The organism is Ekhidna sp. (assembly GCF_039960695.1).
Taxonomy (GTDB): Bacteria; Bacteroidota; Bacteroidia; order Cytophagales; family Cyclobacteriaceae; genus Ekhidna.
Genome location: NZ_JBDVKP010000018.1, coordinates 123575 through 148831, shown reverse-complemented (window position 1 = coordinate 148831; position 25257 = coordinate 123575). Strand labels below are relative to the sequence as shown.

The 25257-nt window shown below is 39.7% G+C and carries 28 protein-coding genes; 13 read left to right on the top strand and 15 right to left on the bottom strand.

The window, feature by feature from the left end; translation table 11 throughout:
* The 6 genes from ABJG98_RS10685 to rimO all read right to left on the bottom strand — a co-directional run bounded on the left by ABJG98_RS10685 (position 1) and on the right by rimO (position 7049).
* Complete coding sequence (locus ABJG98_RS10685) at positions 1 to 897, bottom strand: hypothetical protein (RefSeq protein ID WP_348279507.1); 897 nt, start codon at positions 895 to 897, stop codon at positions 1 to 3.
* Positions 898 to 934: 37 nt separating this feature from the next.
* Entirely contained in the window at positions 935 to 1810 is an 876-nt protein-coding gene (locus ABJG98_RS10680) for a bestrophin family ion channel (protein ID WP_348279506.1), read from the bottom strand.
* Positions 1811 to 1849: 39 nt separating this feature from the next.
* Positions 1850 to 2998, bottom strand: a complete 1149-nt coding sequence (locus tag ABJG98_RS10675; protein WP_348279505.1) for a glycoside hydrolase family 3 N-terminal domain-containing protein — start codon at positions 2996 to 2998, stop codon at positions 1850 to 1852.
* A gap of 2 nt (positions 2999 to 3000) precedes the next feature.
* Positions 3001 to 4086 carry an alanine racemase gene (locus ABJG98_RS10670; protein ID WP_348279504.1) on the bottom strand — a complete coding sequence of 362 codons (1086 nt, stop codon included), beginning with the start codon at positions 4084 to 4086 and terminating at the stop codon, positions 3001 to 3003.
* A gap of 76 nt (positions 4087 to 4162) precedes the next feature.
* On the bottom strand, positions 4163 to 5716 hold the full coding sequence (bshC, locus tag ABJG98_RS10665) for a bacillithiol biosynthesis cysteine-adding enzyme BshC (protein WP_348279503.1): 1554 nt from the start codon (positions 5714 to 5716) through the stop codon (positions 4163 to 4165).
* 16 nt (positions 5717 to 5732) lie between these two features.
* Positions 5733 to 7049 carry a 30S ribosomal protein S12 methylthiotransferase RimO gene (rimO, locus tag ABJG98_RS10660; RefSeq protein ID WP_348279502.1) on the bottom strand — a complete coding sequence of 439 codons (1317 nt, stop codon included), beginning with the start codon at positions 7047 to 7049 and terminating at the stop codon, positions 5733 to 5735.
* A gap of 172 nt (positions 7050 to 7221) precedes the next feature.
* On the opposite strand from rimO, the gene ABJG98_RS10655 reads away from it, so the two are divergent.
* Positions 7222 to 7662 carry a hypothetical protein gene (locus ABJG98_RS10655; RefSeq protein WP_348279501.1) on the top strand — a complete coding sequence of 147 codons (441 nt, stop codon included), beginning with the start codon at positions 7222 to 7224 and terminating at the stop codon, positions 7660 to 7662.
* Positions 7643 to 8305 carry a DUF6048 family protein gene (locus ABJG98_RS10650; protein WP_348279500.1) on the top strand — a complete coding sequence of 221 codons (663 nt, stop codon included), beginning with the start codon at positions 7643 to 7645 and terminating at the stop codon, positions 8303 to 8305. The genes ABJG98_RS10655 and ABJG98_RS10650 overlap by 20 nt, the downstream gene beginning before the upstream one ends.
* On the opposite strand, the gene ABJG98_RS10645 is transcribed toward ABJG98_RS10650, so the two are convergent.
* The 4 genes from ABJG98_RS10645 to recF form a co-directional block, all read right to left on the bottom strand.
* A complete protein-coding gene (locus tag ABJG98_RS10645) occupies positions 8306 to 8596 on the bottom strand; it encodes a DUF721 domain-containing protein (protein WP_348279499.1) in 291 nt (96 codons plus the stop codon).
* A 42-nt stretch (positions 8597 to 8638) separates the two neighbouring features.
* The gene (locus tag ABJG98_RS10640; protein ID WP_348279498.1) at positions 8639 to 9835 is read right to left on the bottom strand and encodes a hypothetical protein; all 1197 of its coding nucleotides are present in this window, start codon (positions 9833 to 9835) and stop codon (positions 8639 to 8641) included.
* 107 nt (positions 9836 to 9942) lie between these two features.
* Positions 9943 to 10110, bottom strand: coding sequence for a hypothetical protein (locus ABJG98_RS10635; RefSeq protein WP_348279497.1), 168 nt, complete (start codon positions 10108 to 10110; stop codon positions 9943 to 9945).
* A gap of 117 nt (positions 10111 to 10227) precedes the next feature.
* Positions 10228 to 11292: a DNA replication and repair protein RecF gene (gene recF, locus ABJG98_RS10630; RefSeq protein ID WP_348279496.1), complete on the bottom strand. Its 1065-nt coding sequence runs from the start codon at positions 11290 to 11292 to the stop codon at positions 10228 to 10230.
* Positions 11293 to 11350: 58 nt separating this feature from the next.
* On the opposite strand from recF, the gene pdhA reads away from it, so the two are divergent.
* From pdhA to ribH, 3 genes are all read left to right on the top strand, one after another.
* On the top strand, positions 11351 to 12367 hold the full coding sequence (gene pdhA, locus ABJG98_RS10625) for a pyruvate dehydrogenase (acetyl-transferring) E1 component subunit alpha (protein ID WP_348279495.1): 1017 nt from the start codon (positions 11351 to 11353) through the stop codon (positions 12365 to 12367).
* Between the two features lie 126 nt (positions 12368 to 12493).
* Positions 12494 to 13189, top strand: a complete 696-nt coding sequence (locus ABJG98_RS10620; RefSeq protein WP_348279494.1) for a tetratricopeptide repeat protein — start codon at positions 12494 to 12496, stop codon at positions 13187 to 13189.
* A 45-nt stretch (positions 13190 to 13234) separates the two neighbouring features.
* On the top strand, positions 13235 to 13717 hold the full coding sequence (ribH, locus tag ABJG98_RS10615; protein ID WP_348279493.1) for a 6,7-dimethyl-8-ribityllumazine synthase: 483 nt from the start codon (positions 13235 to 13237) through the stop codon (positions 13715 to 13717).
* On the opposite strand, the gene ABJG98_RS10610 is transcribed toward ribH, so the two are convergent.
* Both ABJG98_RS10610 and gpmI read right to left on the bottom strand, forming a co-directional pair.
* Positions 13714 to 14265 carry a hypothetical protein gene (locus ABJG98_RS10610; RefSeq protein WP_348279492.1) on the bottom strand — a complete coding sequence of 184 codons (552 nt, stop codon included), beginning with the start codon at positions 14263 to 14265 and terminating at the stop codon, positions 13714 to 13716. The two genes, ribH and ABJG98_RS10610, sit on opposite strands and share 4 nt — an antisense overlap.
* 2 nt (positions 14266 to 14267) lie before the next feature.
* Positions 14268 to 15770, bottom strand: a complete 1503-nt coding sequence (gene gpmI, locus ABJG98_RS10605) for a 2,3-bisphosphoglycerate-independent phosphoglycerate mutase (RefSeq protein WP_348279491.1) — start codon at positions 15768 to 15770, stop codon at positions 14268 to 14270.
* Positions 15771 to 15875: 105 nt separating this feature from the next.
* On the opposite strand from gpmI, the gene ABJG98_RS10600 reads away from it, so the two are divergent.
* The 8 genes from ABJG98_RS10600 (at position 15876) to ABJG98_RS10565 (ending at position 23299) form a co-directional block, all read left to right on the top strand.
* The gene (locus tag ABJG98_RS10600; protein ID WP_348279490.1) at positions 15876 to 16241 is read left to right on the top strand and encodes a DUF4783 domain-containing protein; all 366 of its coding nucleotides are present in this window, start codon (positions 15876 to 15878) and stop codon (positions 16239 to 16241) included.
* Between the two features lie 43 nt (positions 16242 to 16284).
* A complete protein-coding gene (gene nadC, locus ABJG98_RS10595; protein ID WP_348279489.1) occupies positions 16285 to 17142 on the top strand; it encodes a carboxylating nicotinate-nucleotide diphosphorylase in 858 nt (285 codons plus the stop codon).
* A gap of 53 nt (positions 17143 to 17195) precedes the next feature.
* Complete coding sequence (locus ABJG98_RS10590) at positions 17196 to 17675, top strand: YcxB family protein (protein WP_348279488.1); 480 nt, start codon at positions 17196 to 17198, stop codon at positions 17673 to 17675.
* 5 nt (positions 17676 to 17680) lie between these two features.
* Positions 17681 to 18157: a regulatory protein RecX gene (locus ABJG98_RS10585; protein WP_348279487.1), complete on the top strand. Its 477-nt coding sequence runs from the start codon at positions 17681 to 17683 to the stop codon at positions 18155 to 18157.
* A gap of 74 nt (positions 18158 to 18231) precedes the next feature.
* Positions 18232 to 18741, top strand: coding sequence for a hypothetical protein (locus ABJG98_RS10580; RefSeq protein WP_348279486.1), 510 nt, complete (start codon positions 18232 to 18234; stop codon positions 18739 to 18741).
* A gap of 8 nt (positions 18742 to 18749) precedes the next feature.
* Positions 18750 to 19772 carry a hypothetical protein gene (locus ABJG98_RS10575; RefSeq protein WP_348279485.1) on the top strand — a complete coding sequence of 341 codons (1023 nt, stop codon included), beginning with the start codon at positions 18750 to 18752 and terminating at the stop codon, positions 19770 to 19772.
* Entirely contained in the window at positions 19769 to 20383 is a 615-nt protein-coding gene (locus ABJG98_RS10570) for a LysE family transporter (RefSeq protein ID WP_348279484.1), read from the top strand. The genes ABJG98_RS10575 and ABJG98_RS10570 overlap by 4 nt, the downstream gene beginning before the upstream one ends.
* Positions 20384 to 20539: 156 nt before the next feature.
* The gene (locus tag ABJG98_RS10565; RefSeq protein WP_348279483.1) at positions 20540 to 23299 is read left to right on the top strand and encodes a prolyl oligopeptidase family serine peptidase; all 2760 of its coding nucleotides are present in this window, start codon (positions 20540 to 20542) and stop codon (positions 23297 to 23299) included.
* A 2-nt stretch (positions 23300 to 23301) separates the two neighbouring features.
* Here ABJG98_RS10565 and ABJG98_RS10560 read toward each other — a convergent pair whose 3' ends face one another.
* The 3 genes from ABJG98_RS10560 to ABJG98_RS10550 form a co-directional block, all read right to left on the bottom strand.
* A complete protein-coding gene (locus ABJG98_RS10560) occupies positions 23302 to 23829 on the bottom strand; it encodes a GNAT family protein (RefSeq protein WP_348279482.1) in 528 nt (175 codons plus the stop codon).
* A gap of 2 nt (positions 23830 to 23831) precedes the next feature.
* On the bottom strand, positions 23832 to 24491 hold the full coding sequence (locus ABJG98_RS10555) for a DUF5668 domain-containing protein (protein ID WP_348279481.1): 660 nt from the start codon (positions 24489 to 24491) through the stop codon (positions 23832 to 23834).
* 75 nt (positions 24492 to 24566) lie between these two features.
* Positions 24567 to 25154 (bottom strand): hypothetical protein, encoded by a 588-nt coding sequence (locus ABJG98_RS10550; protein WP_348279480.1) that lies wholly within the window; start codon positions 25152 to 25154, stop codon positions 24567 to 24569.
* Positions 25155 to 25257: the final 103 nt, after the last annotated feature.

Sequence of the window (25257 nt, the reverse complement as noted above, 5' to 3'; positions counted from 1 at the left end):
TTATTCAATAATTGATGCTCTTATTCTGGACACTTCAGCAGATAGATTATCTAAAGTACTAGGTGTCAACACAAAGCTTCCGGTGTTTTCAGCAATTTGCTTCTCCACTTCAGCTAGCTCTCCGTCATAGATAGCTTTTACTTTTTCAAGTTCCGCAAGCATGTTATTTACTTCTTCAGACTCTGGCACATCATTCATCACTTGAAGAAGGTCGTTCAAAGAAACTTTTTGATCGATAACGATTTTTACAAGAGGCTCAAGAATTAGGGTTCTTGATTCTTCTGGAAGATCATCAGGATAGGTATTTACAATGGTAGAAGAAATATAAACACCTTCAATCCAGCTACCTGCAAGAAGCAATGCTGCACTATTAAGTTCATCAAGCTCGCTCAGTCGAGCTCCAGATTTCTGCATTACTTCATTTATAATGCTAGATAAAGAATCTCTGTTCTCCATGTTTGCCTCAAAACGAGCAATCATACCGTAATCAATGGCACCAGAAACTCCAACAGGGGCTGCTAGCTTTTGGCATTCGCCCATGTAGTCAAGTGCCAATTCTGACTTTTCGTAGGATGTTAAATACCCAATGTCGGTAGCGTATACACCTAAATTAAGCGCTGCTTTTGATTCGTTAGTCTGATACGACTCCAACTTATCAAGCGAATTAATAATTGTTGGGTCGAATTCAGCACCCGCACTCATCAATAGATATGGAACCTCTGACGGAGGAGGTAAATCCTTTAATACCTTAGATACATCGGCTGCTACCTGCTCTTTTGCTGCATCAAACTCTGATGAAGCGTCTGAAGATTTCTCTTGACTGCCACCACCACATGAAGATACAAGCACGGCCGCAGATAGTGCCAGAGAGACTAGTTTAAGTTGATTGAATTTCATAATTAGAAAATGTTAATAGCAATTTTGGATTGTCAAGTTAGTTATTGTTGAAAATTTCTATGATGTTCTTTTTGATTTTCACGCAAAGTTCATCAAGTGGCAGGTCATTAATATCCCGACCAAATGGATCTTCAATTTCTTCTGAGATAAGCTCTACACTCATCAAAAAGTAGAATGCAACTGCCACTAAGATGATAGACCAGTACCCAAACTCGCCAATGAATGTCATAGGTAAGGTGATACAATAAATGAAAAGGAATTTTTTGATAAACATACTGTAAGAGTATGGTATCGGGGTTGATTTAATGCGCTCGCAAGCACCAATAATATCAGTAAATCCTTTGATTTCTTTATCAATTATAAACAGCTTGTCAGCTGTAATCAAGCCTCTTTTGTTTAAATCCATTATACGTTCCATCATTATTTTATTAATGATGTTTGGCCGATGGTTGCTGTTTATGATTCTTTTCTTAGTTTTTTCATCGAAGAAATCCATTTCTCCTACAAGTATGCTACTCCTAAGGTGATGCTTCATGGCAAAAGTGACATTTGGAATCATCTTCTTAAAGAACAGGCGATCCTCAGTGGCGTCTTCTGGAAGAAAAGCACAAATTTTAATTGCCATCTGCCGACAGTCGTTTACCAGCTGTCCCCACAACTTTCGTCCTTCCCACCAGCGATCATAGGCTGTATTGGTTCTGAGTACCAGAAATAGACCAAGAATTACCCCGAGAATTGAGTGAAATGCCTTTGTGTCAACAATATTGACATGCAATACGTCTATGAAAAGAAAACACAATACTGTAGTGAGAACCCCAGCAAACAGGATCAGAGGAAATAGTGCTCTAATGACGTATCTACTGTAGACGTCAAAGATGAGAGAAAACCAGGATTTGGGATTGTATTGGATCATGGAAGGGTGAAGATAGTAAAATCAGCTTTTATTCGGCACCTAGTTATATACTCTGAGTTTATTTTTTAACGAACGGTAATAATCATCATCGCAAAGTCCTGTATCCGCTTTTAATTTCATAATGCGTTTGTAGGAATCATAAATTCGCTCTCGGGTAATAATCCCTTCGAATAGTAGATCTTTAATAATGGCATGAACTGTGCTTGCTGAAACCCTCTCGTAATCGTGAACATTATTTGCAAACATGAGCATGTCCACTCCCGCCTCAATTGACAGCTTTATCGCCTCTCGTAATCCATATTCATTATTAATTGCTCCCATTTGCATATCATCCGAAATGATTACTCCATCAAAGCCGAGAAAGTCACGAAGCATTCCTGTGACGATACGCTTGGATAATGTAGCTGGGTTTTTACTCCTGTCAAGTGTACTGTTCACGATATGTGCTGTCATAACCGCTTTTACTACACCGCTATCAATTAGTGCCGAATAAGGATACATCTCTTCTAGTTGCCATGATTCTGTAACGTCGGCCAATCCTAAATGGGTGTCACTTTGACTACTTCCATGTCCGGGAAAGTGCTTTAGTACGGGCACCACACCTTTTCTATTATGCTGTTTTATAACTTCATATGCCTGTTGGATCACCTCCGCGTAATTTTCTGAGTAACTACGCTCCAGTCTTCCAATTACAGGATTACGGGTATTCATATTGACGTCCACTACTGGAGCGTAATTCATATTTATCCCGAAACTGCTAAGAATGGACGCTGTTTGATGGGCATAAAAACGAGTAGAATCCATGTTATTCATGTCGCCCAAGTATTGAGCGGAGACGTTTTTTGGAAAACCATACCTAGTTTTCATTCTAGTAACACGCCCACCTTCTTCGTCAATGCTTACGAAAAGTGGGACAGGAGAATTTTTTTGGAGCATCTCTACAAGAAGGGCCAATTCAGGCTTTGGACTCTCGAAAAGAATGTTTTTTTCATAAAGGACAATGCCCCCGACCTTCCCTTCTTTTATTTCCTTAAAAATTGGCTTTGAAGAATCAACCAAATTGAAGTCACCAATTCCAATCATGATCATTTGCCCGATCATGAGATCAATTGAGTCTTTAGGAGGATCGGTTTTGGCTAAGCCAGTTAGGGCGAGTAAAATAAGAACCAGTGAAAGTGTTTTCTGCATTGTCAGTGTTTCGTCATCTTTTCAATTCGATCTCCTTTTGTTGAGAGATAATGTCCTTGCAAATCGGCAGTAAGGCACGAATGTACAGGAATCACACCAATCAGGTCACCAACTTTTACACGAACGATTTCTTCTGGAGATAACTTTATTACTCCATGCTCTTGAGAGAGCCTCACCACATTCCCTTTGACCTTAGTTTGCCAACCGAGTTTTTCCAATACCACCATTTTGCCAAAACAGTTTTGATCCTTTCCCATTAGATTTTTTTCTACAATCATTTCTTTAGAAAGGTGAACACCACCGCCATAGATAATAATCTCGTCGCGTTCTTCATGGACAGCAACAACAGGACATGCGAGGCAAACTGCAATTTCCTCTATGCTACATGAACCAATATTATGTTGCATCCAATCATAGAAAATGAAATTTCCTGGACGCATTTCATCGCAAAAGGAAAGGTCTTCCATCAAACTACAGGAAGGGGTGTCCCCATAAGAAATTATTCCTCCAAATTTTTCCTTCAATTGAGTTAGTGCTTTCACAGCTCCGTCAAATATCCATTTTACACTTTCCACATCACGGCAGCCGTAGGTATGCCCTGCATGGGCCAAAAATCCTCGATACAACATTTTTTTGTCGGCTTTTGAAATAAGCTTCTCAATGAGTCTCTCATTGCGTGGATCAATACCCGTTCTACGCGTACCTACATCAATTTTGATGAAGAAACCAACGCTGCTTTTAATGTTTTTCAATGCATGTTCCAGGCTTTCTTCAGAAACGATCAGGATATTGAGATTGATCTTAGATGCAAGTTCTGATAGTTCAGAGGCTTCTAATGGATTGTATGGGAAGGCAATCGTAATATCATCCCACCCGTTTTTGGCAAAATACTTCGCCATTGAAACAGAGCTGACCGTGCACTTTGTGATTCCTTTAGATTTGAACCATTTGCCAATTTCTGCAGAAAAATGGGTTTTGTAATGAGGCCTCAGTTCAGCACCTGATCGATGTGCTTTTCTCAACATCTTTTCGATGTTCTGGAGGCATTTTTCTTTGTCGACTAAAAGAGTAGGTGTACTTATTTCCATACTGATACATTGACAGATGTAAAATAACTATCAATCACGGAAAAAGGAACGTTCTAGGTTCTATTAGTATAATGAGTTACTCATACAGCATGTACATGCGATAATTAAACGCATCAAAGGTTTGAAGCAAAACCTGAATAAAGTTGGGATCTTTTAAATAAAAGTTGAGAAAGTTGTCTTTACGCTCTTGCAAACTGCCGCCAGGGAAAAGCATTTCTTTAACAGCTTCAAGCTGTTGCTTTCTTTCTTGATGTTCTCGCTTTTCAGCACGCACAAGTTTCTTTTCAGCTTTTTCAATTCGTTGAGTGAATGTGGCGTAAAGAGCCTCTATATGCTGTGTCAGTGTCGGGTCAATTTTCTTAGCTTTCTGTTTTTGTTTCTCTTCAATTGCTCTCAAATCTTGCAATTCTATAGAATAGCTAAGCTCGTGTTTTGAATTTGACGTTACCCATTTGGTATAGGCGTTCTCTGCGTTTAGAAAAATGTCAGTATTTGGCAGGCCTGTTTTTTCCCATTTGGTGGAGGCCTCTGGCGGAATTACCAACGCAAAGTTTCGTGGCATAAGCAATGGAAATTGTGTTTTGAAGTGATCAAAGACAGCTTTTAGTTGCAACCAATAAACAGCTTCTGAGGGGCCACCAACATAAGCCAAATTAGGCAGGATGGTTTCCTGATATAGTGGTCTTAAAATAACATTTGGACTAAATCTTTCTGGGTGATCGTTGATAAGCTGGCGCATTTCATCCTCATCAAAGCGAATATCAGTATCAACTACATTAAAGCCTTTCGCTGTTTTTTCAATGCGCTCACGGACACCATCGTTTAGATAAAAGAAGTTGATCTGACGGGCATGAACTTGAGTTTTATATCCTTGTGAATCTAATGAAACTGATGTTTGGGCAACTAATCCTTCTGAACTATGAACAAAGAGGTCGTCTTTTATGACTTCATTAAAAAGAGATTTTAGTTCACGATGATCTGCGTCTACTACAACGATCCCTTCGTCCCCGAAGAGGTGATTTACATAGGCTCTTCCTGCATTGGCTAGCGTTTCCTGTGAGTAAGCGTCCTTAAAAAATCCTGCACCCTTTGGAAGCTGGTTGGCAATGTCTTTTAGGCCTGATGGATCAAAGTGACCCACCGCGCCTTTTTGATCAGTTTCCCAAACATACTTTTTCCCTTCAAAGAAAAAGTGGTTGATCTCATCATAGTCATGATCTTCACTGGCCATCCAATAAACAGGCACAAAGTTGTATTCAGGATAGGCCTGCTTTAGCGTTTTGCACGCATTGACTACCGTGACAATCTTATAAATAAAGTAAAGCGGACCGGTGAAAATGTTGAGTTGATGACCTGTTGTAATGGTGAAAGTGTTTGGCTCAGCAAGCGCATCAATATTATTGGAAACAGCAGCGGATATTTCAAGGTTTGCATACTGTTCTTTCAAAACTTTTAGCAGAACCTTGCGATTCGAATCTTTGAAATTCCTTTTTGAAATTGCGTTTTTAAAATTCGGAACCGAAGGAAACGAATTATAAAATGGAGCAAGCTCCTCTTTTTGATTAATGTAGTCTATAAAAAACTGCGAAAAACAGTCGGTCTCGTCTAAAGGGATGGTCTCGGTGCGCACGCTTTAGTAAAGAGGGTTAAGGCTTAATTGGTTCGCCATACAGATCAAATGCAGTAGCGTCGGTAATTTTTACCTGGGCAAAATCTCCAATTCGCAAGTATGAATGGTCCGCAGGAATGATCACCTCATTGTCTACCTCAGGTGAGTCATGTTCTGTTCGGCCAATGAAAGTTCCGCTCTCCATCCGATCGATCAGCACTTTATATTCTTTGCCGATTTTCGCTTCATTTATGCTTGTGGAAATTTCTTCCTGCAAATCCATTACGGCATTTGCGCGTTCTTGTTTGGTTTCGTCTGGTACATCATCCTCAAAATTGTATGAGTGGGTGTTTTCTTCATGTGAGTAGGTGAAAATACCCAAACGCTCAAATCTGTTTTTCTCAACAAAATCAAGCATTTCTTCAAAGTCTTCCTGTGTTTCACCGGGATGTCCGGCAATCAAAGTAGTTCGGATAGCAATATCCGGTACTTTAGCTCGCATTTTATCTAATAGAGCTTCAGTTTTTTCTCTTGTAGTTCCTCGACGCATCAGCTTTAGCATGTTCGTGGAGGCATGTTGCAACGGAATATCCAGATAATTACAGATGTTGGATCTTTTGGCCATTACATCTAGTACATCTTCCGGGAAGCCTGTTGGGAATGCATAGTGCAGTCGAATCCAGTCTAAGCCTTCCACATCTGCAAGTTTATCCATCAACTCAGCCAGATTTCGCTTTTTATATAGGTCTAAGCCGTAGTAGGTAGAATCTTGCGCGATGAGAAGAATCTCCTTGGTTCCGTTCTTCACGAGTGATTGTGCTTCAGCAATCACTTGTTCCAGAGGTTTGGACACGTGCTTGCCTCGCATCAGCGGGATGGCGCAAAAACTGCATGGACGGTCACATCCTTCGGCAATCTTCAAATAAGCGTAGTGCTTATTTGTAGTTACGATTCGCTCGCCAAGGAGCTCTTTCTTATAGTCTGCTTTAAATTTTTTGAGAAGTGCTGGCAGATCACCGGTGCCAAACCAGGCATCTACATCCGGAATTTCATCTTTTAGCTCGTCTTTATAGCGCTGAGAAAGGCAACCAGAAACGTACACTTTCTCTACAAGACCTTCTTGTTTGGCATCTACATATCGCAGGATCGTATCGATGGATTCCTGCTTAGCGTTATCAATGAACCCACACGTATTGACTACCACTACATTTGCATCGTCTTTCGTTGACTCATGCGTGGCATCAATATTGTTTCCTCTCAACTGTGTCAGCATCACTTCAGAATCCACCAGATTTTTGGAGCACCCAAGAGTGACGATGTTGACTTTTGTTTTCTTTAACCCCTTCGTTTTCATAGACTTTCGTTCTCGGGCGCAAAGCTAATGGAAATCTGAGGGTTACATTAGACCCTTGCGAAGGGTTTGACATAAATAATGGTAATTGTCGGTCAAAGAAATTTGATCTTTTAAGTCTTTTTGACTCAAGTTGAAAGTAAGTAGAAACCTTTAAGGTTTAATTTTGCCGCCTGTGAAAAAACTCGCAATCATATTATTCGGACTTCTGATCATATCCTGTGAGGATATTGAAAACTGTGGCACCAATGATGACCTGGACTTCATGGCGGTTCGATTCTATGATCTTGAAAGTGCAGCTGAAAAAAAAATTGGATTTACCATCACTGCTGAGAACTCTCCATATTCATTTACACCCTTCACAGACTCTACAGGTGTTGGACTTCCCCTCAACCCGGATGATCCAACCACTACATTTTTCTTTGACTCGGACACCTCGCATTTTGAATTGGAGATTAGCTATGCAGAAAAGCAGGTGACCATTTTTGATCAAAAATGTGATCCGTCTTACACATTCATTGGCTTAGATACCGTAAGACAAACGTTTGATTCTACAGTGGTTGTAGGAACAGTTACTAATAGACAAATAAGCACCAATGTTGAGATCTACTTTTAGCATATTGACATTGGTTATTAGTCTGGTTGTAGCCAGCCAGCCAGCAGCTCCGAAAAAGAAGAAAGAGTCAGTGGACTTTCGACCGTATGAAGTAAAGGTTGGTGTGAATGTCATTCGAAGTATCCGGACATTTGCCAGTTCCGATGATTTGACCACCCATGAGTTTCAAACTGCAGTTGCCATTCATAAATATAATGTGGTGTTTGACTTGGGTGTGGAGGAGCACCAGCGTGGTGAAACCTTTGCCTATCAAAATAAAGGCAGCTACTACCGCATAGGCTTTGATCGGAACTTTACAAAAGACAAAGCAAGCGGCAATGTGCTTTCTCTTGGGCTGAGATACGCAAGAGCCAATTTTAATGATCAGCTCATCTATATCGCAGATCAGGGATTTGGTGAACAGAGCTATTTGCTGGAAAACGATGCGCTAGCTGCCCGGTGGCTGGAAGTGGCGTTTAATCTGAGAGGCAGAATCGTGTCTAACCTTTACATGGGCTTTACCATGCGCTGGCAGTTTCTTCGCCAGATCAATGGCGAAGGTGAACTCAAGACTTTCGACATTCCTGGATTTGGAAAAACAAAGCGGCAGAACTCCACTTCTTTTGATTATTACTTGGCGTGGAGAGTGAAGTTTAGGGAGTAGCTACAAAAACTTCACATCATCAATCTCGCCTCTGCCTATCTCTTTCTCTATTAAGTCAATGATTTGAGTTTTTGAGTTTTGCATTTCGTTTTTCAAAGGTGCCGAGGAAAGCTTTACGAAAAGTGTTTTCTTACTAAAGAAGACTTTGGTGGTTCTGGCAGCAATGGTTTTGCCCATGATACGCTCCCAATCTGCGATAACCTGTTTCTGCTTGAAGGTGTGTTCCAGATTTTCCTCTTTTAAGAAACCTTGAAATGCGTTGCGAAAACTTTTAATTGGATCTTCTTTCATTTTGTGTGATCGATAGTATCGATCTGAACTCAAATCTATTTATTATCCGTCATTATCTTCTTCTACCCAATGATTTACCATAGAAAGTATCTTTTTGCCTAAACGCTTTCTTAGTCGGTACCACCAGATGCGCCAGGTCAGTAGTATTATCAACGCAGCGAGCCCACCGGTCAAAGCAATCGCCTGATATAGACTTACTTTTTTTTCATGTTTTTTTTGTTCTTCAAGGCGCAGATAGAGCTGAAACATGGCTTGTTGTTTGAGCCGGGCCTCTAGTTTCTCCTGAATCACAATGTATTTTTCAAGCTCATCCACTTGTTTTTTTATATAAGAAATGCTGTCTGGATAGGCCATAGACAACCACTTAAAAAGCTTAATATTATCTGGATGGAGACTTTGATCCTCGTAGTATAAAATAGCCTCCCGAAGTGATTCAACCGCAAGTTTCCTGTTGTTGGAAATCATGTACGATTCACCCAGATCCATGAGTGAAATAAATCGATCGGTTCCATGCCTTTTAGTAAGTGATTCTTTTAACCATTTTTTCTGCTCATCGTACTGTCGCATTAGATAATGGGTATGAGACAGGTTGTGATAAATCCGGGCAAGCGTATAATCACTTTGTGCATATTGCAGGGCTTTTTCCATTTGCTCTATTGCGCCGACATGTTCGGAAGAGTAATTGAACATTTTGGATATTTCAAGATAACATTTGGCCACCCTTTCCATAAGTCCTGCTTTTTCAGCCTCCTCAATTACTTCCATAAATACTTCAAGGGAACGCTCTCTGTCCAACTTTTCTAAAACCCAACCGAGGTTGTATTTCAACTTGATACCTCTTGATTCACTATAGGCATATGCATGAGATAGTGCTTGCTCGTGTTTTTCGACAGCAAATTGAACAAGTCCATAGTTTTTTAAAAGGACCCCTTGGTTGAGAAGAATTGCGAAATACAAATAGGAATCTAATGAATCAGATTCCTGGAGGTACTTAAATGATAAGTCGTACGTCTCATATGCCTGAAAACTAAGATCTTCCTGATTTTCTCTAATGGCTTTAAGATAGTACGCGTAGGCTACTAGGTGGTCCGAAGTGTGTAAACTAATGGTTTGATCTATTTCCTTTAGAATTTCCTCTTCATCTAGATTGATCTTACCAGAATAATAGTGTTTGAGTTTGTCTGTTCCTTGAGCAGATATTAAGGACACCACCCAAAAGGCAAATAGATATTTTTTCAAGTGATTGGTTTTTAGCAGGTCCTGAAAGGGTGGTAGGGGTTACGCTAAGATATAGAAAATCCTGACAAATACCATGAATCAGGTATATGCCAGGGTTTCGAAGAATATCAGGTTTTCTTTGAGGAGGGTCTATCTCCTTCTTTTTCTCCACCTTCTTCTTCTGTCAATTCAGGATCTACTAACTCATACTGATCTGGTGAGATATCTTCCTGCTCGCAGGATATGAATGCAGTTCCCAATGCGACAATCGCAAATACATAGATTAACTTTTTCATAATTTTTGTGTTTGGTTAAATATGATAGAAAGTTAAATACTTGTCCACGGTAATTGACTGTAACATCGTGTACAAAAAGGCTACATCCTCGTTAGATGCAAAATTGTAAGGCCGGATTCAGTTGAGAATAAGAAATTTGACCTTAGAAGCTTTTTTAAAAAACTCTTTGCTTCTATCCTTTCGAGCGTCAGTAATAAAAATCTGTTGGAAGCGGTTATTGTCTAGTAAAAGCGAGACAAGGAGGTGTATTCTGGAATCATCCAGCTTGTCAAAGATATCGTCGAGAAGCAGCAGGGGTTTTTTGCCAGTTTGCTCTTTTAAGAAATCGTAAAGAGCGAGCTTTAAAGCAATGATGAATGTTTTTTGTTGACCTTGAGAACCAAATTTTTTAATCAGCTCGCCATCAAGCATGAATTCAAAATCATCTTTATGGCTACCCAGAAGTGTTCTCTGCATGATTTGATCCTTTTGCACGTTGGCCTTAAATTTTTCTTTAAAAGAATTATCAACATGAGATTTGAAATTTAAAGCTGGTTTCTCACCGCCTTCGTGCAAATCGGCATAGTTCTTTTCTAGAAAGGGAAGAAATACTTCCTGCATTTCTCTTCTCTTATTAGAGATAGTCAGAGCTAGTGGAATGAGCTGATCATCATATGTGTCAAGTAGTTGAACATTGACCTTTCGGCCATCTTCTTGTTTGAGCAAACTGTTTCGCTGTTTCAAAAGCTTGTTGTACTGTAGCAATGCCTTCAGGTATTCATTATCAAATTGTGCCAAGGCTCCATCGAAAAATTTCCTTCTTTCTTCGCTTCCTTCTTTGATCATGGAAGTATCATCTGGAAGAACGATGACCAGGGGAACCTTCCCAATGACATCACTCAATCTGTCTGGTTCTTGCCCATCTATTTTTAGGGTTTTTACTTTTCCTTTCTCAAATTGAAGAGCAATGGTCAAATTTTCATATGTACCAAAAAGTGTGAATGCTTGCTGATCGTGTGAAATTGTCAGTTTGTCCTGAGAGCCGACTGCACTTTTTGTGAAGGATAAATAATAGATCGCATCAAGCAAATTGGTTTTTCCTTTTCCATTTTTGCCAAGGACACAATTGATCCGTTCCTCAAATTCAAAGTGAGATTTAGTGTGATTCTTAAAGTGCGTAAGCCTTAGGCTTTTTAGGATCATCGTTTTTTGCTGTAATTTCGCTATCCGTTTTACAAAGTAAATCAAACAATTGGGTCCTATGGCGGCTAAAAAGACAACAAAAAAATCAAAAGAGTTTTCGAAGGAGCAGTACATGGAGTGGTTTCGCTCAATGCAGTTGATGAGAAGGTTTGAAGAGAAAGCGGGTCAGCTATATGGCCAGCAGAAGATTCGAGGATTTTGTCACCTTTACATTGGCCAGGAAGCGTGTGCTTCGGGAGCAGTATCCGCACTTGATAAAGATGATAAGTGGATTACCGCTTACAGAGATCATGGCCACCCGCTTGCATTAGGTACTGATCCTGGAAAAGTGATGGCAGAGCTTTATGGAAAGGCAACAGGCGTTTCAAAAGGGAAAGGTGGATCTATGCACATGTTTGACAAGGAAGTGAACTTCATGGGTGGTCACGGAATCGTGGGAGCTCAGATTCCACTTGGTGCAGGAATTGGTTTTGCTGAACAATATAAAGGCACAAAGAGCTTGTGCATATGCTACATGGGAGACGGAGCAGTTCGTCAGGGGGCTTTGCACGAGGCATTCAACATGGCTATGACCATGAAAATGCCTGTAATCTTTGTTGTGGAGAATAATGGATATGCGATGGGGACTTCCGTTCAGCGTACGTCAAACGTAACAGAGCTTCATACGCTTGCTGAAGCTTATGATATGCCATCTGAACCTGTTGACGCGATGAAGGTGGAAGATGTTCACAACGCAGTGGCCAGGGCGGCCGATAGAGCTAGAAAAGGAAATGGTCCTACTTTCCTGGAGTTTAGAACGTACCGATACAAAGGACACTCCATGTCAGACCCTGCAAAGTATCGGACAAAGGAAGAGCTTGAGGAATACAAAAAGCAAGATCCGATTGAGCAGGTAAAACAAGCAATTCTCCAGAACAAGTGGGCCACAGAAGAGGATCTGAAAAAGATTGATAATGAAATCAAAAGCCGAGTAGCAGATGCAGTTCAGTTTGCTGAAGATTCACCTTGGCCAGAGACTTCCGAAGCTTACACAGATAATTATGTTGAGAACGATTATCCGTTTGTGAACACATAATTATCTGATAACCTTACACATCTGAACAAAAAATATATCTTTGCGTCCGCAAACGCCAAATGGCGTGATATTAATTGAGATAATCCGGCATTCTATACGAATAAGAATGCTCAACATTCAAAGGAAATGGCAAAAGGAAAACAAAAAGATGACGGCATAGAGATCCTTGAAGATCCAAATGCAATCGTTGAAAAAGCCAATGAGTTTTTTAGTAGTAAGAAAAACAAAGCGATGGTCTTTGGTATTGGAGGAATCCTTGCACTGGCAATCGTAGGTTTCGCTGCTTATAATTACTATATCACCAACCAAAACCAGACAGCTCAAGAAGAGCTATTTCAAGCGCAGTTTTACTTTGATACTGATAGCCTTGGTCTTGCGCTTAATGGAGATGGAAATAGCTATGGGTTCCTAGAGATCATGGACGAATTTCCAGGCACCAAGGCGGCTAATCTTGCAAGTTTTTATGCGGGAGCGTCTTATTTAAAGCTTGGTGATTTTGATGGCGCCATCAGAAACCTCAAAAAATTTAGTAGTGATGATTACTTATTACAAGGAAGAGCATACTCATTGATTGGTGATGCTTACATGGAGCAAGATGATTTCTCAAATGCAATCAACTATTACAAACAAGCAGCTGATTACAGAGAGAATGATTCATTTACTCCGATTTATCTGAAGAAATTAGCAATCGCTCAGGAACAAAACGGAAGTCTTGTTGCAGCAGCTACTACTTACGGTACAATCATTAACAACTATCCAAACGCAGCGGAAGTGAATGACGCAAAAAAACAAAAGTCGCGCCTACAAGCTTCAGCACAGTAAATTGAGCCAATTATTAATTGTGAGTTGTTAGTTAATAATTGAAATATGGCATCATCAGAAAAAAACCTCAGCGATGTTAAGATCAACCAATCTCAAGACATTAGTAAAAACAAGTTTGGGATTGTAGTTGCAGAATGGAATGAGCAGGTAACCGAATCGCTCTATTCTGGTGCGTGTCAGACGTTGATCAATGCAGGGGCTACCCGTGACAACATCCAACGCCTAAATGTTCCTGGAACATTTGAGCTAAGTCTTGGAGGACAATGGATGGCAGAGCGAAAAGACATTGACGCAGTTATTTGCTTAGGTTGTGTGATACAAGGCGAGACCCGTCACTTCGATTTCATTTGTGATGCTGTGGCCAATGGTATTACCAATGTGAATTTGAAATATAATAAACCAATCATCTTTGGAGTGCTTACCACAGATAATATGAAGCAAGCCTTGGATCGTGCAGGAGGCAAACATGGTAACAAAGGAGATGAGGCTGCAGCAACGGCTATAAAGATGCTGGATGCAAAGCTCTAGTTAACAGAGATCTGGATTCGAAACCTTACCGTATCCTTAAACATCATTTTTTGATATCCGTCAATTTGCAATGACCTAAGTAAACCATTCTGAAAATTCAGCTCTATTTCACGGTGGTGGATGTAGACATCCTTGTCCTCATGAAACGTTGCATTTATTTTTTGATAGCCGATATCACTTTTTGAAAAAGTGGTCCTTTTAAGTGCTCCATTCTCACCCGCGACCAACGTAAGAGTTTGACTAAATTCATCTCCACTTTTTTCAAACGCTCCAACATACTCTGGTTGATTCGGATTGACTTCTTTAAGAAATGCTAATTCTTCTGACCAAGTTGTAGAATCCATGTTCAGGACTCTAACTTCACTTTTCCCGTCTAACCAGACTTCTTTCCTGGCCCCGCTATTTCTAAGGAATTCTACCTGTTCTACCATTAGAGCTGAATAGTCTGGATACTCGGGAATGGTCACCTCAGAAGGTTTAAACTTTTGACAGCCCGTAAGAGCAATGAGAAGAACAGCGAAAATTTTAATTGTTGTTAATCGAATCATTTTCAAATAAGTAGGTTTCCGGTCATTTCCGACGGAATCTCAAGACCCATAAACTTAAGAATTGTTGGGGCAAGATCACCCAATTTCCCACTCTTTAAATCTCCTTTAAAATTCTTATCAACCACAATAAAAGGAACAAGGTTCGTTGTGTGCGCTGTATTTGGTGTTCCATCCGGGTTAATCATCATATCTGAATTGCCATGATCCGCTATGATGATAGAGAGGTAGTCATTTTCGAGCGCGGTTGTTACCACAGCTTCTGCACACTGATCTACGGTTTCGCAGGCCTTTACTGCTGCTTCGAACACTCCTGTATGACCAACCATATCTGGATTGGCAAAGTTGAGGCAAACGAAATCTGATGATTTTGCTTTTAGCTCAGGAATGATCTTATCTCTAATTTCATTTGCACTCATTTCTGGCTGCAGATCGTAAGTGGCGACTTTCGGCGAAGGACATAAAATTCGTTTCTCACCTTTGAAAGGTTCCTCTCGTCCACCCGAGAAGAAGAATGTAACATGTGGATATTTTTCAGTTTCAGCAATTCGTATCTGTTTCTTTTTATTTTGTTCTAGCACCTCACCAAGCGTCTGCCTCAGATTGCCTTTTCCATACATGACATGCACTCCTGAGAAAGAGTTATCATAGTTGGTCATGGTGAGGTAGTAAAGGTCAATCTTTTTCATCCCCTGCTCTGGGAAGTCCTGTTGAGACAACGCTTGAGTAATTTGTCTTCCTCTATCGGTTCTAAAATTGAAGCAAAGAACTGCATCGCCTTCCTGAATTTTAGCGTCAGCACAGATAATCGGGTTTACAAACTCATCTGTTACATCTTCCATATATGATTCTTCCATGGCGCGTAGAGGATCTTGCACCACTTTACCTTCGCCTTTTACCATAGCATCATAAGCCAACCTTACACGTTCCCACCGATTGTCACGATCCATGGCATAATACCTGCCGGTAATCGTAGCAAGCGTCCCGACGGTTTCTGCCATGTGATGCTGAAGGTCTCGTAAGTAATTGACTCCACCTTTTGGATCAGTATCTCTTCCATCGGTGAATGCATGAACATATACATCTTGAAAGTCTTGATTAGCAAATGTGGTAAGCAGGCCCTTTAGATGATCTATGTGCGAATGGACACCACCGTCTGAGACCAACCCAATCAGGTGAATGGGCTTTTCATTCATTTTTGCATAGCTAATGGCTTCCTGCAAAGCTTTATTTTCAGCAATTGAGCCATCTGCTACTGCATTACTGATTTTAACTAAATCCTGATAAACGATTCTCCCTGCACCGATATTCATGTGACCGACCTCAGAGTTTCCCATCTGGCCATCAGGTAATCCAACAGCAAGGCCAGATGCTTCCAGCGTGTTATGAGGATATTCTGTAAACATACGATCCATAAATGGAGTGTCTGCTTTATCTATTGCGGAGACATTTTTGTTTTTTGCAATACCCCAACCATCAAGTATCAGGAGAATGACTTTCTTATTCATATGGCAAATATAGAAGGGTCTATTTTTGAATGTAGTTCCTTGATTGAATAAATTGGGCATGGTTTTTACTACATTGTATACAATCATTTTGACGAGTTAATGAAAATGCTAATTCTAAGTCTTGCCCTTTTCTTCTCTCCTGTGCAGGAAGAGACGGTAAAGAATATTGGAACAGCTCTGAAGGCAGGAAGCTCAAAGGAGCTGATCAAATTTTGTAATCAGACGATAGAGATTAAAATCAATGGAGAAAGTTCTAATTATAGCAAAGCTCAGGCAGAAGTTATTTTAAGAGACTTTTTCGCAAAGAACGCACCGAAAAACTTTGCCTATATCCACCAAGGAGCATCCCAAGGGCTTAAGTACACCATTGGTAGATATACACATGAGAATGGAGCGTACCGTGTCGTTATGTTTATTAAAAAAATTGGAGACAAATACCTGATCGACACTTTGAATTTCAGTCAAGAGTAGCTTATTTCGCCGACAACCGCCTGTACTACTAATTTCCGCCACAATGAACTTACCCTATTTAACCAATAAAAACATTAACTCTTTTATCAAGGCAGCACTTGCTGAGGATATTGGAGATGGTGATCACTCATCACTTGGATCCATTCCAAAAGATGCAACTAGCGAAGCACATTTAATCATAAAAGATGATGGAATCATTGCGGGTCTCGAACTAGCAGCTAAGATTTTTGAGCATGTAGATCCAAGTCTTATTATTGATTTCAACAAAAAAGATGGTGATCTGATAGAACATGGTGAAATAGGATTTTCAGTAAAAGGAAGCTCTAGATCTATACTTTCTGCGGAACGTTTAGTTCTTAATTGTCTTCAACGGATGAGTGCAATCGCCACGTATACTCATCATATGAACCAACTGATTAAGGGATCTAAAGCACGATTATTGGATACAAGAAAGACTGCTCCATTGTTCAGATTGGCCGAAAAATGGGCTGTAGTGATTGGAGGAGGTGTTAATCATCGGTTTGGATTGTATGATATGGTAATGCTCAAAGACAATCATATTGATTTTGCTGGAGGTGTTAAAAATGCAATTAATCAAACAGTTGCATACCTCGAAAAGAATAACCTGAAGCTAAATATCGAAATAGAGGTGAGGAGCTTGAAAGAGTTGGATGAAGTGCTTGCAGTCGGACAGGTACACCGAGTGATGTTAGACAATATGCTACCATCAGACATTCGTCAGGCCATTAAAATGATAGGTGGACGATTTGAAACAGAAGCTTCTGGAGGAATTACGGAAAAGACCATTGCAGAAATCGCGGAAACAGGTGTTGATTACATATCTGTAGGGGCACTTACACACTCATACAGAAGCCTGGATATGAGTCTCAAAGCTATTTAAATTCTATATTCGCGGTATAATCATTGTAAGAAGTAGAAAAGAGCGATCGAGTCATGATAGTAAGGACAAAAAAATACCAACTACCAACAAAAAAATACATAGGCATTGCTTTCAAATCAGCCGTGAAACAGCAATGGTGGGTATTCTTGATCTACGCTGCGATTTGCAGCGGATATTTCCTGGCCCCAAGTCATTGGTGGATTACCGGGGCTACGATCGGGCTTTCATTGTACTTTTTGTTTTGGTTGATTCAGTTCGCAGGAATTACCCAACTGGAGCAAGGTAAATTCATGTTTCAAAAGCTTTCGTATGAAATTTCATCACAGCAAATTTTGATTAAGATGAACGCGAAACAAGGTATGCCTATGAAATGGGATCAAATCAAGCGAGCTAAAAAAGGAAAGGACGCTTTCATCCTTTTTGCCAGTAAAGCACAACTTGTCCATCTTCCATTCAAGATATTCAATAATGACAATGAGATACGGTTTCTCGAGACAGTTCTCAAACGCAAAGGCTATATCGTAGAAAAATAAATTCGATGGCTAATAGGTTAGGCATCAAAGAAGTAAAACAAAAAGCGGGAAGATTCTGCGCTTTTCGTGAGCGTTCCCCAAACGAACTTTTCGAAAAAATCCAAAGCTGGGGTATTGCAGAAGAAGACGCAGCCCAACTTGTAGCGGAATTGTCTAAAGAAGGCTTTGTAGATGAGCAACGGTTTGCTAATGCGTATTGCAATGACAAATTTGAATTCAACTCCTGGGGTAAGCAAAAAATCAAATCCCATATCTATTCACACAAACTTTCAGAGTTGGCTGTCCAAAATGCCTTGGATCGGATTGATCCAGATAAATACTTCAATCGACTTTCAGAGTTAGCCGAGTCAAAATGGCAAAAGCTCGAAAAAGAAGATGATTTTAAACGTAAACAGAAGACATTAGCCTTTCTGGTTGGGAAGGGTTACGAGCAAGATTTGATATGGACAGCACTTAATTCTCTGGCAAAGCAAAGTCGGTAACAATACTTTTAAGAAGATTTAAAAATCTGTAACAGAGAAAATCCGTATGTTTATTTTTGCATTAATTCAATCATATGCTTCATACATCAGCTAAGGACTTACTTTCTCAACTTAATCTAATCATAGAAGCTTGTCGAGAAGAGGATTTTTCTAAACCTCTTCCTGAACTGAGCAATTCAACATTTGGACAGCATATCAGACATACACTGGAGTTTTTCATCTGTCTGTTCGATGCAAAGAATGATGGTATAGTAAACTATGATCAAAGAAAGCACGATGCATTGATAGAGACGGACAAGAAATTGGCTCAAAGTGTTATTGTTTCTATCGAAGATTTTCTAAACAGGAATCAAGAAGATTTCGAAATCACATTTGAGGCAAATTATGCGATCAAAGACAATGTGAACGATAAAATGAAAAGCAGCTTTTACCGGGAATTAGCGTATAACATTGAGCATGCAATACATCATATGGCATTGTTAAAAGTGGCGGTAAAACAATCGCTTACCTATATTTCTTTGCCTGAATACTTTGGTGTAGCAAGCTCTACCATCCGCTATAGAGCAATTACAAAAGAGAATTAATTGAGCATTTGAAAAAGTTATTGGTAAGACTAAGAAACTGGGAGTATTGGCCATTCTCGGTGCTTTATTTTCCAATATTCATCTACTACGCATGGCTCATAATTAAGCATCGATCATTTTTCTTTTTCACCGCCTCAAATCCGAGCATAGAGTTTGGTGGAATGGTGGGTGAAAAGAAGTCCGACATTTTTGATTTAATCCCAAATCAATACATACCAAAAACGATACTCGTAGAAAGTGAAGACCTGAAACGTGCAGCATTGGAGGCAGAAAAAATGGGATTTCCATTGATAGCAAAACCGGATATTGGTGAGAGGGGCAATTGGGTAAATAAGATTCACTCTCAGCAGGAGCTAAACAAATACGTGAAGACTTGTCCCGTCGATTTCTTGCTTCAGGAAATGGTTGATTGGCCAATAGAGCTAGGAGTTTTCTATGTAAAATATCCTGGTAAGTCTGGCAGAGTGACCTCCATTGTTAGGAAGGATTTTCTCTCCGTATTGGGAGATGGAAAAAAAACAGTCATAGAACTTCTTAAGAAAAATACTCGGGCAGTAATCACCGCAGATTGGAAAAGTGATTACTTACAATTGATTGGTTCTGAAGTTCCCAAGAAGGGCAAACATGTGCTTATAGAACCGATTGGCAACCATTGTCGGGGCACAAAATTTTTGAGCGATAATCACGAAATTGATGAAAATTTGAACCGGGCGTTTAATACACTCGCAGATCAGATTCCAGATTTTTACTTCGGCAGATTTGACATCAAGTGCCAATCATATGAGGATTTGAAGCAATTAAAGAACTTCAAAATATTAGAGTTAAACGGTGCTGGAGCAGAGCCAGGTCATATTTATCAGCCTGGATACCCGCTTTTGAAAGCATACCGAGACATCCTTTGGCATTTATCTGTTTTATCTGATATTAGCGGCCTGAATAGAAAAAGAGGCCATTCTTACTGGAACTTTAAAAGAGGTTATCAGAAGTGGAAAGCCCATCAACGATACAATCGCCTACTAGCTAATTCATGATTTTACAAACGCTTATTGTTGCTTTTATTGTGAGTTATATTGGCTCCATTCCTCCCGGAACAATCAATGTGTCGGTAATGCAGCTGGCCATTTTACATAAAAGAAGGGCAGCCATCTTCTTCGCATTAGCGGCATCAGCTGTGGAGTTTGTATATGCAGGAATTACAGTTCAGTTTCACATTTTTCTGAACAATAATGACGTAATAGCTGACTATTTCCGAATCATCACATCTTTAGCATTGATTGGATTAGGCCTTTTTAATATTTTCTCTAAATCGACATCTTCTTCGGTAAAGGTAGACACCAAATTGACTGGAAGACATGGGTTTGCCAGGGGCTTACTCTTGGGATTTCTAAATCCCATGACCATTCCATTTTGGTTGGCAATTACTACCTACCTGGAAAACGATCAATGGGTAAGTGTTGAAGGGTATGGCTTTTGGATGTATTTGATTGGTCTTTCGACGGGCACTTTCTGTTTACTTTTCACAGTTAATGCGCTGGGTAAGCGGTTTGTAAGAATTGCTGATAACCCGTTTCTGGTCCATAAGGTACCAGGATTTTTACTCTTTGGTTTGGGAGTCTACTTCCTCCTAAAGTTGGTAATGTAGACGATAAGAATAGTAGTTTTCTGTAGCAGAAATTCTGAAACGTGACTACATGAAATAACTCATTATCACCGCTTGTATACTTTCAGTTGATGTCTCAGGCTTTTTTCGCTAGTATTAAAATTCAATGCGTTGAATCTTAATAAATAAAAAGACGACATGAAAAAGCTTGTTCTACTCTTAGTTACCATACCATTCTTTGGTCATTCTCAAATCAAAAAGGAGCTTAATCATGATGTTTATAACATTTGGAGAAACGTTGAAAAAAGAATGATTAGTAACAATGGAGCATCCATTGCTTACACCCTAAAGCCAAATGGTTATGGAAATGAATCCTTGCTATTACATCAATTTGATGGCAAAGAGATTTTAAATCATGACAGGTCTTACAACCCATATTTCTCTAACAATTCCGAATTCCTGATATTCAAAGTCTCTCCAGATTTTGATGAATTAAGAGACCTAAAAAGAAAGAAAACCAAAGAAAAAGACTTGCCAGGAGACACCTTAGCTATTTACTCCATTGGAACTCAAAACCTTGAAAAAATCCCAGGTTTAAAGTCTTTTAAAGTACCAGAAAAATGGGACGATTATGTGGTTTATCTGTATGAACCTGCTCTTGATTCAACGAATAAAAAGGAGAAAAATCGAAATAAGAAGAATGGTTATGATTTGGTGTTAAAAAACCTGAGGGATCAATCGGAGTATACATTTTCCTATGTGCTGGATTATTCAATAGCTGAAGAAGGCGCAGGACTGACTCTGACCACAACAGGCAATGACAGCACCTTAAAGCAAGGAGTTTATTTCTTTGATTTCGAGGCTAAATCTTTCCAACCTATTTATAGATCTAAAGGCAAATATTCTCAGCTGACATGGGATAAAAAAGGAAAGCAATTGTCCTTTATCTCAGATACCGACACAACAAAAGCATTACAGAGGGATTATCACCTACATTATTACAAAACCGAATGGGATAGCAGTAAGAATATCGCTAGAAATAATCAACTGGATAAGTTGATGGTTAATAAAGACTTTAATTTATTTTTTTCAGAATCAGGTAAGCGCTTATTTTTTGAGGTAAAAGAATACCCTGTCCTTCAGGACACCAGTCTGCTAGATGATGAAATTGTGAATGTGGAAGTCTGGAATTCTAACGATCAAAGACTCTTCACACATCAGGAGAATCAAAAAAATAATGACCTTAAGTTTGGCTACCTGAGCTACTATGACGTTGCAAACGATCGATTTATACAGCTTGGTGGATCCGAATTCTCACGAGTAATAGTAAGCGATGAAGGCGATGGAAACACTGCGGTGGCCATGAGTGATTTCAACTATCGAAAATTAATCACTTGGGAAGGATACTCATTAAACGATCTGTATCGAGTAGACCTTAATACCGGAAGTAAGACAAAAATCGATGAAGGTGTTCGTGGTTTTATTTCTCTGTCGCCAAACGGAAAGTATGCCTACTGGTACAATAACAGCGATTCGGCATGGTTCGCCTATTCATTTGCTGAAGAAGTTATCATCAGCATAACCAATAACTTGAAAGTTCCATTCTATAATGAAATACATGATACTCCATCTGACCCATGGCCATATGGAGTGATGAGCTGGACAGAAAATGATGATCGAGTATTGATCTATGATCGTTATGATATTTGGGAAATTGATCCTTCAGGGAATATTGAACCGAAGAAAATCACTTCTGACGGACGAGAGAAAAAACTTACCTACCGATACGTGCGATTAGATGACAATGAGCGCTTTATCAAGAAGAATCAAAAACTGTTGCTCTCAGGATTCTATGAGGGGGACAAAAGTGAGGCACTTTTTTCATTCACCTACGGAAAGAATAAGACCAACAAGCTCATCGCGGGGGATTACCAATACAGCTCGGTTACCAAAGCAAGAGATGGTAAAAACCTGATTTTCACCCAGGAAAACTTTCAAACCTTCCCGGATATTCTGGCGAGTGATCTTTCTTTCAAATCAACTAAGAAAGTCAGTGATATCAATCCTCAGCAAAAAGATTACCAATGGGGAACTATTGAATTGGTGAATTGGACATCACTGGATGGGCAAAAAATGGAGGGAATGCTTGTAAAACCAGAAGGATTTGATTCGAACAAGAAGTACCCCATGATTGTTAATTTCTATGAAAAAAGCTCTAATGGGTTAAACACTCACCGAGATCCATATCCTGGCAGATCTACGATAACCTATAGCTTCTACGCTTCTCGAGGATACCTCATTTTCAATCCGAACGTCAACTACAAGACAGGATATCCTGGGGAGGACGCTTATAACTGCGTGATTCCGGGAGTTACTTCATTAATAGAGAAGGGCTTTGTAGATGAAGAGAATATTGGGGTTCAAGGCCATAGCTGGGGAGGCTATCAGATTGCCCATTTGATTAATGAAACTAACATTTTCAAGTGTGCAGAATCTGGAGCACCGGTAGTAAATATGATAAGTGCTTATGGAGGAATTCGATGGGGTTCAGGTTGGAGTAGAATGTTTCAATATGAGCGAACTCAGAGTAGAATAGGTGGCTCACTTTGGGAATATCCACTTCGATACATTGAAAATTCTCCCATCTTCTTTGTCGATAAGATTCAAACGCCAGTATTAATCATGCACAATGATGAGGACGGAGCTGTGCCCTGGTATCAGGGGATAGAATACTTTGGAGCGCTGAGACGGCTCGGCAAGCCTGCATGGTTACTCAACTATAGAGGAGAGCCGCACTGGCCGGTTAAAGTTCAAAACAGGATTGATTTTAATATCCGTCTGGCTCAGTTTTTTGATCATTACCTCAAGGGTGCACCAATGCCTAAGTGGATGCACGAGGGAGTACCAGCAACAGAGCTTGGAATCAAACAGGGCTATGAGTTACTAAAAGACGAATAAAATTATACCGAATCAGACTTTAGGATGGCATACTTATGTTCATCCAGAATCTGATTGTTTTTGATAATCGCTTGTTTAGAGATTCCTTCTTTTTGATAGCCACACTTTTCCAACACTCTCCTAGAAGCTTCATTGTGACCAAAAGTGCCGGCATATATGCGAATGAGACCGAGTTGAGAAAAACCATATGAGGTAATTAGCTCAAGTGCTTTGGTGGCTATTCCTTTTCCCCAAAAAGGCTCTCCAACCCAATAGCCAACTTCCGCAGACATCCGGTAGATATCACTCTGTATAATTATCCCAATAACACCACATAATTGGTTGTTGCCAATGATACCAAAAGTGCAAGGAGGTATTTGTTCTGAAGAGATCTTTATGAAGTCTTCAGCGTTCTTTTTAGCGTATGGAAACGGAATGTAGTCTCTAAGATTATCTAAGACTTTCTTATTATTAATCAGTTTGGCAATTTGCTCTGCATCATCGTTTTGAAGCGGTCTTAAGATAATGTTGCCCTCACCTAGCACAAGCATGCCTAGTTCTTTATTTCACCACCGCCAAACATGGTAAAGCCTTTAATATGAACAGTTGTTTTAGACGAATTAGTCACATTTTTACGAGCATCACTAAAACCTCCGAATATGGCCGTAGCATCCATATTTACTTTCCAATCTTCTGGTAGCATGAGTTCCACTCCGCCGAACATACAGAAGATTTCAATAACCGCTCCATCTTGTGCTTTCGATCCTCGAAGATCTATTTCAGAGCCACCGAATACACAAGTGATTTTACCTCCTTGTAGATTTTCAGAAACAAATTTTCGTTCTGTACCTCCGAAAATTGCCACTTCATCAAAGAAGTCTTCACCGCTTTCAGAAATGCGCCGTGGACCAGACTTTTTTCTTAGAATGAATGATAGGCCAATGGCAATTAAGATCACTGGCCATATTTCCCCAATTCTGATCACATTATAATAGTGCAAATAGAAGATGATGGCTAATCCAAAAAAGATAATTGCAGCTCGCCCATTTCCTGATATAAGATTAACAATACCAAGTACGACAAAAACTGCAGGCCAGGAAAAAAGGTAGTATGGGATATCAATATCAAATCCCAAATTGTCTAAAAGAAATATTGCTCCAATGAATACGAGAATAAACCCAATTATTGCGCGCTTGTGATTAGATGAGGCCATGCATTAAGTTTTTATAATTCAAAGGTACAATCCTTCTAAATATTTACCGCACCTGCGAAACTTTTACATATGAACCTAATTGAACCACCCGAAAAGCAATGAAATGCCGAAAGTTGGCCCATCAAAATCTCCAGCATCAAAGTACACATTATCTACTCCTATCGTTTTTTGGTATCCAATAGAAGCGTTGATTTTAAACCAATAAGCAATGTTAGCCTCACCAAAAAACTGAGGGCTGAACACGAAAACATCATCTTCACCAACGGCTTCATTTGTGTCTCTTGACTTTGTGGTGACGCTGCCCCAACCTAGTTTTGTGTCTATGCCCATATGCAGTAAGTCATCAGGCTTAATAATATAGCCTAACCAGAATCCGCCATGACCAAAGCTGGAAGTAAGTTCGGTTCCTCCCGCATTGAATTCATGATTTCCAGTAAGACCTAACCCATATCCACCAATAAAGAAGGTATTGTCAAAAAGTACCGCACCACCACCTCCGGTAAGAGTGGATAAATCACCATCTATTGGTGTAAATGAAAATAACACCCCCCCAAAGCCTGAAATATCTTCAGGATCGTTACCTATAAGCGTTTTTGGTTTCTCACTTTGTGCCAAAACAGATATTGACAAAAGTGTCGTTAATAGTAGTAAAGTCCTTTTCATGAGTTTAATCGTTGATTTTTGTGTAAATTATTAGATCAGATTATCTCAAAGACAGAGAAAAAGATGGAATGTTTCTTTTGTAGGATGAAATGTCGAATAGAAT